This is a genomic window from Anaerolineales bacterium, from assembly GCA_003105035.1.
Classification (GTDB): Bacteria; Chloroflexota; Anaerolineae; order Anaerolineales; family UBA4823; genus FEB-25.
The window spans coordinates 241,246-259,625 of record PQAL01000033.1; the positions used below are offsets into that span (position 1 = coordinate 241,246).

Annotated in this window: 14 protein-coding genes and 1 pseudogene; 1 reads left to right on the forward strand and 14 read right to left on the reverse strand. The window is 43.6% G+C overall.

What is annotated here, in order from left to right; translation table 11 throughout:
- Positions 1-29 precede the first annotated feature (29 nt).
- From C3F13_14125 to C3F13_14190, 14 genes are all read right to left on the reverse strand, one after another.
- The gene (locus C3F13_14125) at positions 30-1,193 is read right to left on the reverse strand and encodes a hypothetical protein (GenBank protein ID PWB51569.1); all 1,164 of its coding nucleotides are present in this window, start codon (positions 1,191-1,193) and stop codon (positions 30-32) included.
- Between the two features lie 24 nt (positions 1,194-1,217).
- A complete protein-coding gene (locus C3F13_14130) occupies positions 1,218-2,753 on the reverse strand; it encodes a hypothetical protein (protein ID PWB51570.1) in 1,536 nt (511 codons plus the stop codon).
- A gap of 21 nt (positions 2,754-2,774) precedes the next feature.
- On the reverse strand, positions 2,775-3,698 hold the full coding sequence (locus C3F13_14135; GenBank protein PWB51571.1) for a sugar ABC transporter permease: 924 nt from the start codon (positions 3,696-3,698) through the stop codon (positions 2,775-2,777).
- 29 nt (positions 3,699-3,727) lie between these two features.
- The gene (locus tag C3F13_14140; GenBank protein ID PWB51572.1) at positions 3,728-5,149 is read right to left on the reverse strand and encodes an ABC transporter substrate-binding protein; all 1,422 of its coding nucleotides are present in this window, start codon (positions 5,147-5,149) and stop codon (positions 3,728-3,730) included.
- A gap of 88 nt (positions 5,150-5,237) precedes the next feature.
- Positions 5,238-6,137 (reverse strand): carbohydrate ABC transporter permease, encoded by a 900-nt coding sequence (locus tag C3F13_14145; GenBank protein ID PWB51573.1) that lies wholly within the window; start codon positions 6,135-6,137, stop codon positions 5,238-5,240.
- A gap of 13 nt (positions 6,138-6,150) precedes the next feature.
- Complete coding sequence (locus tag C3F13_14150) at positions 6,151-7,179, reverse strand: hypothetical protein (protein ID PWB51574.1); 1,029 nt, start codon at positions 7,177-7,179, stop codon at positions 6,151-6,153.
- Positions 7,180-7,187: 8 nt separating this feature from the next.
- The gene (locus C3F13_14155; GenBank protein PWB51575.1) at positions 7,188-8,258 is read right to left on the reverse strand and encodes an aminopeptidase; all 1,071 of its coding nucleotides are present in this window, start codon (positions 8,256-8,258) and stop codon (positions 7,188-7,190) included.
- A gap of 29 nt (positions 8,259-8,287) precedes the next feature.
- The gene (locus C3F13_14160; protein PWB51576.1) at positions 8,288-9,277 is read right to left on the reverse strand and encodes a hypothetical protein; all 990 of its coding nucleotides are present in this window, start codon (positions 9,275-9,277) and stop codon (positions 8,288-8,290) included.
- A gap of 6 nt (positions 9,278-9,283) precedes the next feature.
- Complete coding sequence (locus C3F13_14165; protein ID PWB51577.1) at positions 9,284-10,141, reverse strand: SgcQ protein; 858 nt, start codon at positions 10,139-10,141, stop codon at positions 9,284-9,286.
- Between the two features lie 39 nt (positions 10,142-10,180).
- Complete coding sequence (locus C3F13_14170; GenBank protein ID PWB51578.1) at positions 10,181-10,957, reverse strand: DeoR/GlpR transcriptional regulator; 777 nt, start codon at positions 10,955-10,957, stop codon at positions 10,181-10,183.
- Positions 10,958-11,025: 68 nt separating this feature from the next.
- Positions 11,026-11,595, reverse strand: coding sequence for a 2-oxoacid:ferredoxin oxidoreductase subunit gamma (locus C3F13_14175; GenBank protein PWB51579.1), 570 nt, complete (start codon positions 11,593-11,595; stop codon positions 11,026-11,028).
- 9 nt (positions 11,596-11,604) lie between these two features.
- Positions 11,605-12,381, reverse strand: coding sequence for a 2-oxoglutarate oxidoreductase (locus tag C3F13_14180; protein ID PWB51580.1), 777 nt, complete (start codon positions 12,379-12,381; stop codon positions 11,605-11,607).
- Positions 12,381-13,517: a 3-methyl-2-oxobutanoate dehydrogenase subunit VorB gene (locus tag C3F13_14185; protein PWB51581.1), complete on the reverse strand. Its 1,137-nt coding sequence runs from the start codon at positions 13,515-13,517 to the stop codon at positions 12,381-12,383. Before C3F13_14185 ends, C3F13_14180 begins: the two co-directional genes overlap by 1 nt.
- A gap of 20 nt (positions 13,518-13,537) precedes the next feature.
- On the reverse strand, positions 13,538-13,765 hold the full coding sequence (locus C3F13_14190; GenBank protein ID PWB51582.1) for a 4Fe-4S ferredoxin: 228 nt from the start codon (positions 13,763-13,765) through the stop codon (positions 13,538-13,540).
- 670 nt (positions 13,766-14,435) lie between these two features.
- Between C3F13_14190 and C3F13_14195 the strand changes: the two are divergent.
- Positions 14,436-14,894: pseudogene (locus C3F13_14195) on the forward strand (isoleucine--tRNA ligase).
- Positions 14,895-18,380: the final 3,486 nt, after the last annotated feature.

Genomic DNA, 18,380 nt, shown 5'->3' on the forward strand with positions numbered 1-18,380 from the left:
AATGATCCAATTTAAAATTCAGAGGAAATCTACCTTTTGTATACACCATATTCATAACATGTATCGAACATAGCCAGGATATTTTCTGCTGGGATCATATTCTGTATATTGTGAACATTTGCAAAAACGTATCCTCCGCCCGGTGCCAACGCATCGATATTCCTTTTAGTATGGTCAATTACTTGCTGTTTTGTTCCAAAAGGTAAGATGGACTGGCAATCACAGGCTCCTCCCCAGAATACGATATCTCTACCAAAATCATGCTTCAAGCCTATTGGATCCATTCCGACCGAAGAGATTTGAATAGGGTTGAGAATATCCACTCCCACCTCGATCAGGGAGGGGATAAATGGTCGAGCTGCTCCGCAACAATGGAAGAATATCTTCGCTTTTGACATGGAATGGACTATGTCAAAAAGCTTCTTGTATAATGGTTGCACAAATCTCTTATACCAATTCGGGCTGATTAATGGTCCATTCTGACTGCTTAGATCATCCCAATAAACATACACATCAAGGATATCACCGATCTCCTCAAGCATACGGATGGTTGTTTGAGAATAAAGCTCATACATCTTGTTTAATACTGTTTCAGAGAATTTTTGATCACTACCGATCCCGGTAAACCATTCAATCATGGGCATGATACGGGCCGGCTGCTCAAATATACCGCCCCCAAACAAGGGACAAACCATAAGGACACGATCTTTGTTTAGGACTTCCAGGCAGTTTTCTCGCAACCCCTTAAAACGTCCTTCGTCGAGAGGATCAGGCCAGGCATCATGCTGAAGGAAATCGTTTAATTCTCCCTTTTGAATCGGAAATTCCCGAAAATCAAAATAATGCCCGCCTTTGGGATGAAACAACCTCGTACCCCACTGATCCAGGTATGTATCGTATTTCTCACCATGCTCAAATTTCAAGGTATATGTATCCGGGTTTCCTAAATTAACCATCGAAGTGTCTGAGTGCATTCTTTCAATTACTGACTCATCTGGAATGGCCAACCCCATGATTGCTGCTCCGCCGAGATCGAAAATTGTCTGTGCGGTCGGTTGGAGGCCAATCAATTTGCGCACTTCGTCATATGCCTGCCAACATATGCCAGAAACGGTTGTCCCGGAGAAATCAATCGGAACGCGATCAGGTTCCTTATGGTCCAAACTGGATATAAGGCGCTCTCTAGAGTTCATCAGGTATTCCTTGAAATAGTCAGGTTAATTTATTATGTCGCGAAATATGTGGTTTTCACTTAACGCGATAAATATCTTCCGATATTTAAGAAATATTTTTTCGTAGATATCAGCATTTTCCTTGATCGGCTCTATGGTTTCCTTTATCTTTACAAAGTTTTGTGAGGCTGCCTGGATGTTCTCATACTCGCCTATGGCTACTGCTCCGCACATGGCTGCTCCCACCAGGGCTGCATCCGTGGTCAATAAGGTCTTGATCGGCTTGTTGAGAATGTCGGTGTGCATCTGGTTCCAAATTCTGTTCTTGGAGCCGCCTCCGACCAAATGGACGGTATCTATTTGTACGCCGGCTTTATTAATTGCGTCAAGAATCCATCGAATTTCTAGAGAGATTCCCTCTAGCAGGGCATGGATCAAATGCTTTCTTTGATGATGGAGATTTAAGCCAACAATGGTGGCCCGGGCATTTTGATCAATTATTGGAGCTATCATCCCATTAAAGGTCGGGTAGAATATCAAGCCATTCGAACCAGGCGGTACATCTTGAGATTCTAGAATGAGAAGATCGAAAGCATCAAGATCCGTTTTTCTTTGCAGCAAGGTTTCCATATCGCCGAGCTGGTCTCTAAGCCATTTGAATGCGATACCTGATGCTTCGGTGTGACCCTCCATCTCCCACCCCTGTGGATCCACATGTGCTGCGCAATTAATGATTCTTAATGGATCCCTTAAGGGACTAGACAGATAGGCTTGAACGCCTGTCCCGGTACCAATATTGACCATCACCGAACCTGGTTCGACGATTCCGCAACCAATTCCGGCACACTGGCCATCCCCACCTCCGGCTACCAGTGGAATTCCAGGAACCAGGTTCATCTCTTGAGCGGTTTGTTTTGATAAATAGCCTACGATCTCGGTTGCATCGACTAACTTTGGCAAATGATCGATAGGAAAGTTCAATCGATTTGCGAGTTCATTGCTCCATTCTTTATGATCAATATCGCATGGGAAAAGGTAGGTTCCGAGGGATCGATCGCACACTAATTCCTCACAGCCCAACCATTTTAACCACAGTGTTTGGGGAGGAGCAATCACCTTCAATTTATTCCATATTTGACCACCCTGCTGCTGGAACCACAACAACTTGCTCACGCCAGTGATATAGGTGATTGGATGGCCGCTGACATCATAATACGGAGCGTTCCCAATCAACTCATTCATTCGGTGGGTTAATTGGACACCTCGTTTGTCCATCCAGACGACTTGATCGCTTAGCGGATTTCCGTCATGATCCAAAGGCACTACGGTTCCTCGCTGGATGCTTAGGCTTATGGCTTTTATCAATCGCGGTTCATACCCAGCCACGCTTTTTTGTACAGCCCGCGTGAGAAGAGACCATGTTTTGTGGGGGCTTTGTTCTACCCGATCTTCCGATAAGAACAATAACTCTTGCTCGCTTGATTCAATGTGGAGCAGTCCACCCTCACTAGAAAACAGGCCTACTTTAAGAGCAGTAGTTCCTATATCAAGCGATAGTATCAACGGCTCTGTGGATTTCATCCTTCACCCCTATAATTTCACCTACACTTCAACTTGACGTAATCGAGTAAATAAGAATCCTGTAAGGATTCCAACGAGAATAACAAATAGAATAGAGGCAGCCGCTGCCTGTCCAAGATTAAGTTTTACAAAACCTAAATAAAAAATATAGAATGCGAATGTCTCGGTAGAAGATCCCGGTCCTCCTCTAGTTAAGATAAAAACCAGATCATATGTTTTAAATAAATCGATCGTCCGTAGGGTGGCAGTAATAACGATCAGTGATGTCATAAATGGCAAAGTCAGGAAACGTATTCTTTGTATACCACTGGCCCCATCGATTGTTGCTGCTTCAAAGGGCTCTTGTGGTAGCGATAGAAGGCCCGCATAAAATAGGATCATCACAAATGGAGTCCATTGCCACACTTCAACAAATATTATCGTTAATAATGCCGTTGAACTATCCGCTAACCAAGGCCGGCCACCGATACCAATAACATTTAGCAAATAATTTACTATGCCTAAATCAGGATGTAATAATAACTTCCAAATAAGACCTACAGCAATAGGTGATATCATCATCGGTATTAATAGTATCGAGACAAATATATTACGAAATTTGGAGATTTTCATCAAGCAAGAAGCCAGGATGAATCCTAATACCAATTCTAGGGAGAGTGCTAAGGCAGTAAATTTTATTGTAGTCCACATCGTGGAATAAATTCTTGGATCCGTCAATACTTCCTTAAAGTTGTTTAATGCGTAAAAAGTCCTTTGATCTGGACGATTTAACATATATTTCGTAATGCTGGTATTAATTGCATATATCAAAGGAAATATTGCCACCACAAGCATAGCGATAACAGCCGGAATTATCAAGGAGAATTTAATTTTTGAGTATCGCATATCAATCAATATAAAAAAGGTATAAAAGGATTGGGATGTTGATGTCATAAACATCAACATCCCATTTTGTAATATATTGAGCTTAGCTACTATTTATTAAGCAATGGATCACCTTTAACTATTTTATTCATCTCTACTGCTGCATCATCCATAGCTTGATGCGGATCTTTCTCCCCTGCCAATGCTTGTGATACATTCAGTGATAGGATATCAATTAGCTGTTGGGATCCGCAGAAGATCGGGAACGGTTTGCCAGTAGCAATCCATTCCTTTATCGCTGCCTGCCACGGATACTTTGCCATAACCTCAGCATCGTCAAACACATCCGTGCGGGTAATACCGCCACCTGCTAAGCCTCGCTTCTTAGCAACATCAAATGATTCTACCCATTTGAGGAATTCCCAAGCTGCCTCGGGATTTGGCGCGCTTTTCGGAATTGCCCAACCCCAACCTCCCTGCATACCATGACCTCCAGGTGTCACTGCTAAACCTAATTTTCCAGCAACCTGTGAGTTAGCTGGGTTATCCAATACGGGAGGCATTGGGCTATAGGTAATGATCATTGCAGCGTTACCCTGTGAGAATAATGCCACCTGTTCGTCAAAGTTATATCCTGTAGCTGCTGGTGTTGTTGCATTTTTAGCAAGATCGAGGAGCACATCAATCGCGTGCATACCCTTCTCATCATTTACGGCTGCATTCCAGTTGGAATCATAATACCAACCATCTAATCCGAATAGCAGGTGAGAATACTCGCCGTAGGATGGGAAGCGAGCAAGCTGCATCGCTGTTCCATATTGGTCAACCTCTCCATCACCGTTGGTATCCCGGGTCAGGAATTTGGCTACCTGAGCATATTCATCTACGCTTTCAGGAACTTTAAGGGGAACATTATAAAGTCTTTCGTATTCTTTTTGCAGGACGGGGTCATTGAATATGTCGGTGCGGTATACCAGACCCATGGAGTATTGATAATAAGGTAGCATGTATGTGGTTCCGTACACCGAACCAATCATTTCCCATAATGCAGGTATATAAACAGAAGTATCGAAATTATCTCGAGCGACGTAATCACCAATAGGTGTAAGCCAATCGGCACAAACAAATTCACCTACCCACTGCTTATCAACCTCAATTACATCATAGGCTCCCTGCCCAGCTGGCAATGAGAGCTGAGGAACGAGCTTTTCATGCATACCAGCATAGGTCACTTCTTCAACGATGACCTTTATACCAGTCTTGGCTTCGAAATCTGGAAGCTGGTCCCTCCAGTAGTTCAGGTCCGGTACTGTTTCTTGGAGGGTAGTAATTGTCACACCTTCGAAAGGCTTAGTGGTCGTCGATTGATTACCAGCTGTTGCAACCGGCTTTGTAGCCTGGACTTCGGTAGTGGGTGCTGGCGGCAAAGTAGTAGCTTTATTGCACGCTGCAAGGCCTAGAAGTAAGCTCAGGATAAGAATAAGACTTACAACAGCCCAACACTTTCTCAGAATTTCTGATTTAGTAGACATTTTTTCTCCTCACATAGTTTTTTTGATAGGCTGATGTTATCGTTACTGTAGATAGGATCTGATGGGTTCTATAGGCTAACTCCTTTCTTTATTTAATCGCACCTGCGCTTAACCCTTTCACTAAGTAACCACGGATTGAAAATGCTAAAAGTGTTACAGGAATGATCATCACAACTATAGCAGCGCTTAGTGGACCATACTGTACACCTCTCTGAGTAAGATAATTTGACACTGCTATCGGTAACGTTCGTGTATTATTGCCTGTAAGGATTAATGCCATTAAAAATTCATTCCAAGAAAAGAGGAAAGACAATATAGCAGTGGCTGCAATTCCAGGGGCTGCTAATGGCATATCTACGTATAACAATGCCTGCAGCTGTGTTGCACCATCGACTAAGGCAGCCTCTTCCATATCCCTGGGAATTACATCAAAATAACTAATTATCATCCATATCGAAAATGGAAGAATAAAAGATAGGTAAGGGATAATTAGCGCCCAATAGGTATCAAATAGTTTAAATATGTTTGCAAGTAAAAATATAGGTATTAGGATCGCTATTGCTGGCATTGTCCTGTTATTAAGTATCCAACCCTTAAAAAAACCACCTCCAGTTTTATATCGAGAAATTGAATATGCAGCAAATGAGCCAAATAAAATAGCAAAAAAAGTTGTAGTTAATGCAATTATTGCGGAATTTAGAAAATACCTCGCAAAGGGTGTATCTCGAAATATTTGTTTATAATTTTCTAATGTTGGAGTAAAAAGCCATTTAGGAGGAATTTGATATGCTAAAACTGGTTCCTTTATCGAAGTCAAAGCTATCCATACAAGGGGAAATAGAACAATAAGGGCTGCTATGATTAAAACAAAATATGCCAATATCGTTGTAATCTGGTTGCTTTTTTTCTGCCCCAACAAGATTGGAAGAGATAGTTCTCTTTGAACATTTAGTGGCTTGTGGATCGTTCTCTGATTTCCTCTTTCCATGTAATTTCTCCAATCAAATCAATACTTCATAAATAACATCGATGCACTTGAGAATTGTTTGTTCTCCAGCAGGCACTGGTCGAATCGTTATTTCATTGAAAACATCCAGGTCAATTATTTTTTTTATTTTTTCCCTGACTTCATCAGGCTCTCCAACAATGGCTAGGTTTTCATACAATTCCGACGGAATTAAAGGTGCGGAATTTTCAGGATCCCGATAAAAGCTACGGGATTTATAATCATTTTTCCCAAGCACCTTCAGAAACTTGGAAGACATTTCAAAATCGGGCAGTTCGTCTAAATATGCTAACCCCGGATAGCTTGCCCGCATTGCTGATAATATTATTGGCGCTACGACTCTTTTTGCAGCTGATTTATCGGGATTTACGGCCACATCGACTCTTAATATCATGTATATATCCGATAAATTTCTTCCAGATTTGTTAACGCCTTTTTTTACATTCTCCAACGCAGCAAGGATCATTTGAGGACTTGAGATATTTGCTAACATTACTGCATCGCCGATCTCTCCTGCTAAACTCTGGACAAGGTGTCCATACCCAGTGGCGATCATGATGGGTACCTGCTCTGTCGGTGTAAAATCCAGTGAACGGTCGTTCAGGCAGATGACTTCTCCCTGGTAATCAACCATTTTTCCTGCCAGTAATTCCCGGATGATAAACACCGCTTCTCGGATAGCGATTGCCGGCCGGTTCCGTTCGACCCCGATGGCTTGGAAACCTCTGCCACCAGCTCCTATTCCAAGCCAGGTTCGGTTCGGGGCTACCTCTGCAAGGCTTGCAATCGCTGCCGCGGTCATAATCGGATGACGGGAGTAGGGATCGGTCACACAGGGTCCCAAGGCGATCGATTGGGTATGCTGGGCAACGAGGGATAAACCAATATAACAATCTTTAAAGAATTTCTCATCCGGATACCAAAAATGAGAGAATCCGCGATCCTCAACCTGCCTAGCAATACTTACCAGCTCAGAAGGTGAATAGATCGATTCGATCAAGACGCCGTATTTCATGTTTCCCATTATCTTAATTACACCTGATATTTTCCATTTTGCAATACCATCTTGCCATCCAAGAAAATCTTACCTTCCGAGCGTAGATCCTTAATCAAATCCCAATGCAAGGACGAGTGATTTGTTCCATTGCAAATTTCAAATCCACGACCAATAGCAAGGTGAATTGTTCCCCCGATTTTTTCATCAAATAGAATGTCGGAACAGAACCGGTCTACCCCATAATTTAAACCAACCCCAAATTCACCAATAAATTGAGCGCCAGCATCCATGTTGATCAATTCATTCAACAGCTGCTCGTTCGTATCGGCCGTTGCTTTAACAATTTTTCCGGATGAGAATTGCAAATTTATCCCTTTCGCCATCTGACCGGCATAAACCCCGGGAAATTCAAAATAAATTTTTCCTTCAAGAGAGTTTTCAATGGGAGAAGTAAAAATTTCTCCATCAGGCATATTGAAGTGACCATCAGCAACGATATATTTTCGACCGCGTGTGGAGAAACGAAGATCAGTATTCTTCCCAAGAATCCGAACGCTTTCTGCATTCTGGTAGACCTCCTTGATCTCACCGTAGCGAACCGATTCTTTCTCCCAATCAATTAGTGTTGCATTGAAGAAGAAACTCATCATTTCATCCATGCTTGTTTCAGCTTGTTGAGCAAAGGATTCATTGGGTACACGCACTAAAACCCAGTGCTTAACATGGTTGCGCATGGCTGAGATTGTTCCCATAGCGCGTTTATGAGCGACTATTTTTTGAGCCGGAATACTGCTGAATTCGTGTGGGTTACGCGCGCCGCGCAATCCAATATAAGCATCTGCCCAATCCATCCCGAATGACTGTAAATCAGGGACCCAATCCAATTGTTCGTCAGAACCGTAAAGCATCAGATCTCTCTCAAGATAGGCAGATTGAAATTCAATATTTGGCAAGCCACCAGCTTTGATCACCTCTGCATAGACCGCTCTTGCCAAAGGGAATGTATCCGCTTCCATCATGGTAATTTGAACCTTGTCCCCTTTTTTGATCTTCGTCGAATAGTTCACGAGAATATCAGCCAATCTTTGCCATTCAGATAGATGCATATCGAACTCCTGGAAGAATCGGATGTCGTTTATTTCAAGTTGCCATTTACGTATAAGGGTAAAAGCTCATTCAGACGATTGCTTAGTTTCATCTGCATGAGGATGGAGATAGCTGCATAAGGATGGACCAAACCGATCTCCGTTATCACAGCTGTGATGAGTTCTGGGGGAGTCATATCAAATAAATGACCAATGACTTTGATATGGTCCGGGTATTTATTCTTAAGAATATCATCACGTTTAAGGGTCTCAATGATATAAGGTAGGCCAATCAAAGTGGCAGGGTCAAACTTCAAGGTATCTGCAGCAACATAGAATGGTATTCCATGGGTTTTAGCAACCAACGCAGCTGGATAAGTACCGACTTTATTCAAGACATATCCAGTCGACGAAACTGAATCGGATCCTACGAAGCATAAATTACATAGAGGGATGATCTCTCCAATACAAGCATCAACAGAGACCGAGATAGGTATCCCTGCTTTTTCCATTTCATCCACAGTCCAGAAGCCTTCATAGGTTGGGCTTGATTCGGTTACGATGATCTCAAATGACTTGCCTCGTTTTTTAGCCTCCCTGAAGATACCCCAGACAGACGAGCTCATGCTCCAGGTAAATACAACATCCCCATTGTTAATCTTTTCAGCGCCATATTTCCAAACTTTGCTGATTGCTGAGTTCGCCCAGATGATAAACTCATCACAGCTTTGGATAAAAATGTGTCTTAGCTCATTAACTGAGATATCCGTTGCATAAGCTTCTTCTAGCCTGCCAAGCACACGGTGTAAGGCATTCAATGGCGGAGCTAGGGAAGGCATTACTTTAAGAATCTGAATAACATCCTCGTCTATCGTTTCTACCAAATCTTCTCGACTTGTAAAGGTTGTCTCTGAGACCATCTTTGATAAAGCAATGATCAGCTCTTTTGCTGTATCAGCAGCCCCACCTATTTCATCATTTTTAATACGCTGTGTTACCTTAAGGATCTCTGGATGATTTGACATTTTAATTTCCTTCATCCTAACTTATGTTTTAATCTGAGTTGATTCATATAACTGTTGTGGCTTGATTTCTTCTTTTTGCATCCTTACTTGATTCACAATAGCCATAAATTCTTTCACTCGAGAGAGATCGATTGCATTCCAGGTATAACCATCAACTTTCAAACTTGAACCGACAATAACTCCATCTGCAACCTCCAGGTAACTGGCTATATTCTTTGAATTTGCACCTGTGTTTAGAAAGACAGGAACACCATTTGTTGCTTTTTTTAGTTCCGTAACAGCTTGGAGATTGGGGACATCTCCTGCCATCGGTCCAGATATCAGGATTGCATCTGCAAGACTTGAAACCACAGCACTCTTTGCCCTTAAGGCTAGACTACGCGTCCCTAATGAAGAAGCAAATTCCGGTACAATATTATTGAACACATATACATTCTCAGCCCCGATTTGTCTTCGATAACGCATAACTTCTCCAGCATTAGGAGCCCAGATTCCCATATCGGATTCATATGTTCCGGTTATAACTTCCCGAATAAAGGAAGCTCCCGTGGCGTGTGCGATGGCGATAGCAGCAAATGGGTCCCATAAAAAATCGATTCCAAACGGAATCGATTTTGGTTTCACTTCTGTGGCAACACGGGTCATTGCTGCAACCTGCCCGATATCGGCTTTCAAGACGTACGGACGATCATCCTCATTGCACAACATAATAGCATCCACTCCACCCTGAATCAGATTCTCAATATCCTTGCGAACCCAGTTTATCAAGCCTTCTATTCCAAGTTCGTTATCATATTTTGGTGTGCCTGGCAGGGCTGGGACATGCGCCATAGCAATGACGGGTTTATCAACAGCAAACAATTTATGTAAGAACCCCATGATCTATTTCCTTTCTTCAATTATTCTTCATGATAATTATTATTGAGCAATAATCACTTCAATGCCGATGTCTCGAAAAGACCTGATCTTATCCTCTGCAGCGGTGATATCAGTAATGATCATATCAATATCGGTTATTGAACCGATTGTTGCAAAGACTGATCGTCCAAGTTTCTCGCCTTCTGCAACTACAATCTTCTGCCTAGCCGTCTTGAGCAATGGTTTCTTCACCAACGCATCTTCCAGATTGTATTCCGTCAAACCGCTTTTTATATCTATTCCACCAACACCGATGAAGGCCTTATCGACTTGGAATTGGCTGAAAGTTTCCTGTGCAATGTGGCCAGTCATTGATAATTCCCTAGCGCGGACAATACCTCCAGCCAGAATGAGACGAATATCATTCGCCAGTGAGAATTTAGATATTATCTCATTGGCGATCGGCAGGCTCGCGGTAATGATCGTCAGGTTGCGTCGATCTATAATAGCCCGAACGATCTGTAAGGTCGTTGTTCCGACATCAAGCACAATGCTATCTCCATTAAGTATCATATCCGCTGCTGCCTTGCCGATTGCTTTTTTTGCCTGGGTAGCATGAGAAGAACGAATACTATAAGGCGGTTCGTAGCTGCGTCCTAGGTTGCTGACGGCGCCTCCATGGACGCGTCTTAGCAATCCCGATTGCTCGAGTATTTTTATATCTCGCCTGGCAGTCATATCGGACACATCGAATAGGCGGACAATCTCTCCAACGGTTATTTTCCCGTCAGATGCAATGAGTTCAAGGATCTTCTGATATCTTTCTTCTTTTAGCATCGAATACTCGTTGTTCTTATTTGTTTATATTATACAAAAATAATATATAAAGTCAATATGAACTAACATTAATTTGAGTATTTACTAACTAAACACGACTTCTCAGCCAAGGCAAAGCCGTTCTCTATTGCCTTGATATTTAGTTGGATCAATGCCTTATGACGATCTGGCACATGGGTGAGGAGGGCATTCCTGATCATCTCCAATGTAACTACAGGGACGAGGTAGATCATACTACCAATCAAAACCATATTCGCCAAGCGCACGTATCCCAGATCTTCTGCAATTTGATTGGCGGGAACAAGCAACGAATTTATGTCATCCCGCTCAAGTTCTCGGTTTATTAGGGAGGAATTGGCGATGATTACACCATTCTGCTTGGTGAGTGGTTCATATTTGTCCAACGAAGGGAGGTTCATTAAGACCGCAACATCCGGATTACTAACCAGCGGAGAGCTTATATCAGAATGGGAAATGATTACTGTGCAATGGGCAGTGCCGCCTCGCATTTCCGGACCATAAGAAGGGATCCAGGTTACCTTTCGACCAGCATCCATGGCGGTGTATCCAAGCATCTGCCCAGCGAATAATGCACCCTGTCCACCAAATCCCGAAATGATGATACTTGTTTCGTTCATATTCGATCCTTACCCCTTCACCTTGGAGATCTCACTGTTGACCTTATAGTCCCCGATCGGATAGAACGGCAACATACGCTCCTCAATAAAACGAGAAGACTCTTGAGGGGTCAATCCCCAGTTCGTTGGACAGGTCGAAAGCAATTCAACCATAGAAAACCCCAACTCTCTTTTTTGGTTTTCAAAGGCTAAGCGGATTGCTTTCTTAGCCTTACGAATGTTCAGCGAGTCATGCAAGCTTCGCCTAACTACGTACCCAGCTCCATCCATGGTGGCGAGGGTTTCTGCCATCCTGACCGGATACCCTGTTGTTTCCACATCCCGACCATTCGGTGATGAGTTGGTCACCATACCAGGCAGGGTGGTCGGAGCCAACTGGCCGCCAGTCATCCCGTAGATTGCATTATTTATAAAGATGACTGTGATCTTCTCTCCCCTCACAGCAGCATGCATAATTTCACCCATTCCGATCGAGGCTAAATCGCCGTCCCCCTGGTAGGTATAAATAAGTCGCTCGGGTAGGACGCGTTTGATGCCGGTAGCCATTGCTGGAGCACGACCATGTGCGGCTTCAACATAGTCATGGTTGAAATAGTTGAAAGCAAAAACCGAGCATCCAACAGAAGCAACACCAATAACATTACTTCCAATATTCATTTCGCCTAGAACTTCAGCAATGAGTTTGTGGGCTGTTCCGTGGGTACAACCAGGACAATAGTGGACCACTTGTGAATTCAACAAGCTTGGACGCTGGTAAACAATCTGAGTCGCATTATTGACGTCCATTATGCCTCCCCCGATCTCATTCGTGCCAACCTGGCTATCCAATCGCGACGAGGTTGAATCTTTTCGGTCGCCTGGTTTTGAGATAAACGGTCAATTTCCTTTTCAATTTCGTTGGGGAATGGTGTCATGCCTCCCATCCGCCCATAGAAATCAATTGGGACTCGTCCCTGAACAAGTGAAATGACATCCTCCAACATCATCCCAGAATTCATCTCAACGACCAGAATCCGTTGTACTTGCCTCGAAATTTCTCTCATTCTTTGCTTTGGAAAAGGCGCTAATGTGATCGGGCGGAATAGCCCCACCTTTATGCCTTTTTCGCGTGAAGTTTGAACTGCCGAGAGTGCAACCCTGGCAGCAGTACCAAAGCTGATGATGGCCAGGTCGGCATCCTCCATGAAATATTCCGTGTACCTGACTTCCTGATCTGCTATTTCTAGTGAACGTTGAACCAACCTGATATTTGTTATTTCCTCGGTCGATGGATCAATATGGATGGATGAAAGGGCATTGGGCTTTCTTCCAGAAAGACCACTGACAGCCCATAATGGTGGCTCTTTTGGCAAATCCCGCATCGGAGGCATTAAAACTGGTTCCATCATTTGTCCGATGTTCCCATCGATTAGCAGGAAAACTACATTGCGATACTTATCGGCCAGATCAAATGCCAGTGTCATCAGATCGACGCCTTCTTGTACGCTTGCTGGAGCCAGCACGATGGGAAAATAATCTCCATGCCCTCCTCCTTTGACCACCTGGTTGTAATCCCCTTGCGAAGGGGATATGTTCCCTAGCCCGGGTCCGCCTCGCATCACATTCACGATGACCGCAGGAACTTCAGTGCCTGCGATGTATGAAACCCCCTCCATCATCAAGCTAATTCCTGGGCTTGATGAAGCCGTCATTACTCGCTTACCAGTACAGGCTGCTCCATAGACCATATTGATTGCAGCCAGCTCACTCTCTGCTTGAACAAACGCACGACCTAGCTCGGGCATGCGTCTCGACATATATTCCAGGAATTCGGTTGATGGGGTGATAGGATACCCAAAAAAACCTTCACACCCAGCCCGAATGGCAGCCTCTGCCAATGCCTCATTGCCTTTTAAGAATTGAGTTTTTATGTTATTTTGCATTCTCGGTAGTTGCATCTCTGTCACAATTTTGTTGCCGACCGATAAACAGTGATAGCAGCATCTGGACAGACAATCGCACACACGATGCAGCCAGTACACTCTCCGTTTATCAGTTTAGCCGGGTGGTAGCCATGTGGAGTCAGGCTCTCAAGATCGAGGTTGATAGCAGCCTTTGGACATTCGATCACGCACAATCCACATCCTTTGCAATGATGGTGATCCACAATAATCCAACCATTTCTTGGCATGTAAATCTCCTGAGTGAGAGCTAATTCTTCGAGTTTATTCAGTATGGACTTTTAGATTCAAGTTTCTAACCTTCAAAGGTGGCAAGAAAACTGCTTATTAAATTGTCTTTATAAAAAAAAGGAGAAATAATTGGTACTATTTGTTTATATTATACATAAATACATACAAAAGTCAATAAATTCAAACATTATGTTATAATTCATCTTGACGGATGTCTAACAATGGAGAAAGACAAAACCAGAGAGTACCGATCTGCACTTATTTCAGGTATTTGTTGTTACGCCACCTAACTGAACCTATTATACTCTGCTGCTGATCTTGTCTGAATCTTATGGCATAATTATTATAGAAGTATTTATACAAAAGCGATGATTGAAACGAGTAAGCCTGGCTGCCTGTCAGCGAACCCGGAAGTAGTGTGAGCCGGGGCAGAGCGATAGGCTGAAAATCCTTATTGAGCTGCAATCTGAAAGCAGACTGAACTGCAATTAGGAACGCCGGAGTTGCTAACCGTTAGCCGTAGCATATGGCTTGTGATCCATTTTTTGGATGACTACCCATACCCGGAGGTGCTCGCCCTCATGGGCGGGAAACAGGGTGGTACCGCGAAGAGTGAATGTAGCTCTCGTCCCTGAGATATGACGAGAGCTTTTATTTAAAGGAGAAGTTATGGGATTTAATGAGGTTCCAAACAAAATCAATTTTCAAACTCAAGAGCTTGAAGTTCTACAGTTCTGGAAAGAAAAACACTCTTTTGAGAAAATGGTCAATATTCACAAGGGCCAGCCAAAGTGGTCGTTTATCGATGGGCCACTAACTGCAAATAATCCAATGGGCGTTCATCATGGATGGGGACGTACATATAAAGATTGGATGCATCGCTTTCGCACGATGCAAGGTCATGAGTTGCGTTACCAGTGTGGATTCGATTGCCAGGGGTTATGGGTTGAGGTAAATGTGGAGCGCGCCTTGGGGTTTAAATCGAAAATGGATATTGAGAAGTATGGTCTTAATCGATTTGTGCTCAAATGTAAGGAGCGTGTATTGCGTTATGCAGCTATCCAGACGGAACAGTCCATACGATTAGGTTTCTGGATGGATTGGAACAGCATCGAGATGCTGAATGACTTGGCGGATAAGCTAATGGATAACCCATCTCAGAATATCACAGTTCAAGGAAGGAATGGCTCGTATACCGATACGGTTGAGCAGGTAGTAGGACATCTCGGTTTACCTGAGCTGGGTGGATCTTACTTCACATTCTCCAACGAGAATAACTTCATGATCTGGGGCTTCTTAAAAAAATGTTGGCAAAAAGGTTGGCTGTATAAAGGCGATGATGTGATGCCTTGGTGCCCACGTTGTGCGACAGGCATAAGCCAGCACGAGATCGATACTGATGGATACCGGAATCTTACCCACCGGTCAATAACGCTACGCTTTCCTCTGGTGGGACGTCAGAAAGAATCATTGCTGGTGTGGACTACAACACCATGGACGTTAAGCAGTAATGTTGCTGCTGCTGTCGGGCCCCACCTAACCTATGCCAAGGTGAGACAAAACGATGAAGTGTTTTATCTCTCCAAGGGTACCCTCCACATGTTAAAAGGACCATATGAAGTACTAGGAGATATCAAGGGTGCAGATATGGAAGGTTGGGTATATTCGGGACCATTCGATGACATCGAACCAGCTAAAAGACCAGGGGGCTACACCTACCTCACTAAGTTAATCCGCGACGTTGAACGAAATGCAGTGCAGGCGCATCAAGTGATCCTATGGGATGCAGTGGGAGAGGAAGAGGGCACAGGCATAGTTCATATCGCACCAGGTGCTGGAGCTGAAGATTTTCAATTAGGAAAAGAGCATCACTTGCCTATTATCGCCCCACTCAATGATGAAGGTTATTTCCTCGATGGGTTTGGCTGGCTAAGTGGAATGCATGTGTCTGAAGTGGTGGAGCCAATCTTTGAGGATCTGCACCGTAAAAACCTGCTGTACCTTGTGGAAGATTATCACCACCGCTATCCGGTTTGCTGGAGGTGTGGTACTGAGTTGGTTTTCCGCCTGGTGGATGAATGGTTTATCAGTATGGGAAAGACCTATGATAAATCACGTGACCAGTTGACAGCAGTAGAAAAAAACGCCTCTTTACGATACCAGATCATGGATGTGGTCGACCAGATCAAATGGATCCCTGAATTTGGCTACTCACGAGAGATGGACTGGTTACGCAATATGCATGATTGGATGATCAGCAAGAAACGCTACTGGGGACTGGCATTGCCTATCTGGGAGTGCCAGGAATGTGGTAACTTCGAGGTGATAGGCGACGAAGGCGAGCTAGAAAAACGGGCTGTTTCTGGCCTGGAGGTGCTAGCTAATCACACGCCACACCGCCCATACATCGATAAGGTTACCATCGCCTGTACCAAGTGCGGAGCTGAGATGAATAGGGTTCGAGATGTTGGTAACCCATGGCTTGATGCGGGCATCGTATCATTCAGTACTTTGAGTTATCGTAAAGATCCAAATTATTGGCGAAAGTGGTATCCTGCTGGTTGGATCAGCGAATCATTTCCTGGGCAATTCCGCAACTGGTTCTATAGCCTATTAGTAATGGCTACGGTAATTGACGGGACACCACCTTTCCTTGAGAATTTCAGCTATGCAACTCTGATGGATGAGCAAGGGAAGCCAATGCATAAGAGCTCTGGTAACATGATTGAATTCAATGAGGCTGCCAGTAAGATGGGCGCGGATACTATGCGCTGGTTATTCTGCCGATTAAAACCAGAGAATGACCTGTGGTTTGGATATAAAGCTGGTGATCAGGTTCGCAAGGACTTCATCATCCCATTGTGGAACGTATACAGTTTTTTCAGTAATTATGCTAGATTAGATGGCTGGCTACCTGTCGGAGAATTTGATCTGGAATTCCCTGAGGGAGCAACTCCTAAGAGCGACAATATACTGGATATGTGGATATTAACTCGCGTAAACCAGGTGGTCTACCAGGTTTCTAAGTATGCTGAGGAATCTGATTCGATGAACGCATCCTTGACCTGTGAAGTGTTCCTGGATGACCTAACAAACTGGTATTTGCGACGGTCACGTAGGCGATATTGGAAATCGGAGCATGATGCAGAAAAGAATGCTGCATATGCCACGCTATACCATGTGTTGGTTAAATTTACCAAAACATTAGCACCATTTATCCCATTCATAACCGAGGTAATATATCAAAACCTTGTGCGCAATGTAAGGTCGGAAGCATATGAAAGTATCCACCACACTACCTGGCCAAAGGTTGATGCCTTAACTTATGATAATAATTTACTGGAGCAAATGGCACTCGCTCGCAAAATAGCATCTCTCGGTCTGAGCGCGCGAGCGAGTGCAAATCTCAAAGTTCGCCAACCACTATATAGGGTTTTAGTTTGTGCCGAAAAAACGATCCTGAGCCCAGAGCTTATTGAAATTGTTATGGATGAACTCAATGTAAAATCTTTTGAGATTGTTGAAAATGAAACAGAATTAGTAAAATATAAGATATTGCCAGATAATAAGCTCCTTGGACCTAAATTTGGCGCACGTTTTCCACGTGTGAGGGAGGCGCTTATGCAAGCCGACCCAGCTATGGTGACCGCTTGTGTGCGGGCTGGAAGGCCGACCAGTCTGATTGTGGATGGCGAAAAAATGGAGCTTGAGCCTGAGGCGATCCTGGTAAGTACTGAGGCGCTCCCAGGTCTGGCAGTTGCAATGGATAAGAATATAACCATTGGCATAGATACAACCATTACAGCTGAGCTAAAATCGGAAGGTTTGGCTCGTGAACTTGTAAGATTGCTACAAGATATGCGTAAAAAGGCAGGTTTTAACATAGAAGACCGTATCACCACTTGCTACAAGGCTCAAGGTGCGTTATTAGAAGTATTTAACACCTGGGGTGAATACATCGCCTCTGAGACACTAACCACCCATTTACTCGATAGCCCTCCTTTGATAGGCGCATATGTGGAGGAACACAAGATCGAATCCAATGTGGTTACTCTGGCGGTAAAACAGGATCCGAAATTGAGACTTAATATTAAGTAGTTGCTTTTTCGCCGTCAATGGATTTCGGTATGAATTCAAGCCTTTGGAAAGGAGGAGCATAAATCTGGCTATAATTTCGCCAGCAGGAGAGTGTTAATGTCTTGTCAGGCTTCTGAATAGTAATAAATTCATTCCTATGTGAACTGGTAGCTCTTTCTGTGGTTCGCCTCTCCTTGCTTCGTACAGGTGCATGTCGGTTGAAATTGGTTGCAATATCTCAACACAATATGGCAATTGTGGATTCAAAATGCTAGATTAGCATCAATTTCGTCACAGTTTTGTATAAATAAGCACCACATGCTGGGAGTGGATATTATCGATAACCAATAAATACCTGATCGCATGACAGTGGATTAATTGATTTTCCCCCATTAGACAGGACTGCAGGCTGCCTTCCCTTGAAGTTAATTAGTAATACAGGTGCTCAGCATTCATAATAAATCGATGCAGATGAGCTGTTATTCAGTGGATTCAGAAGACATATTGGAGAAATATAGCGCCATATTTTGGATTCTG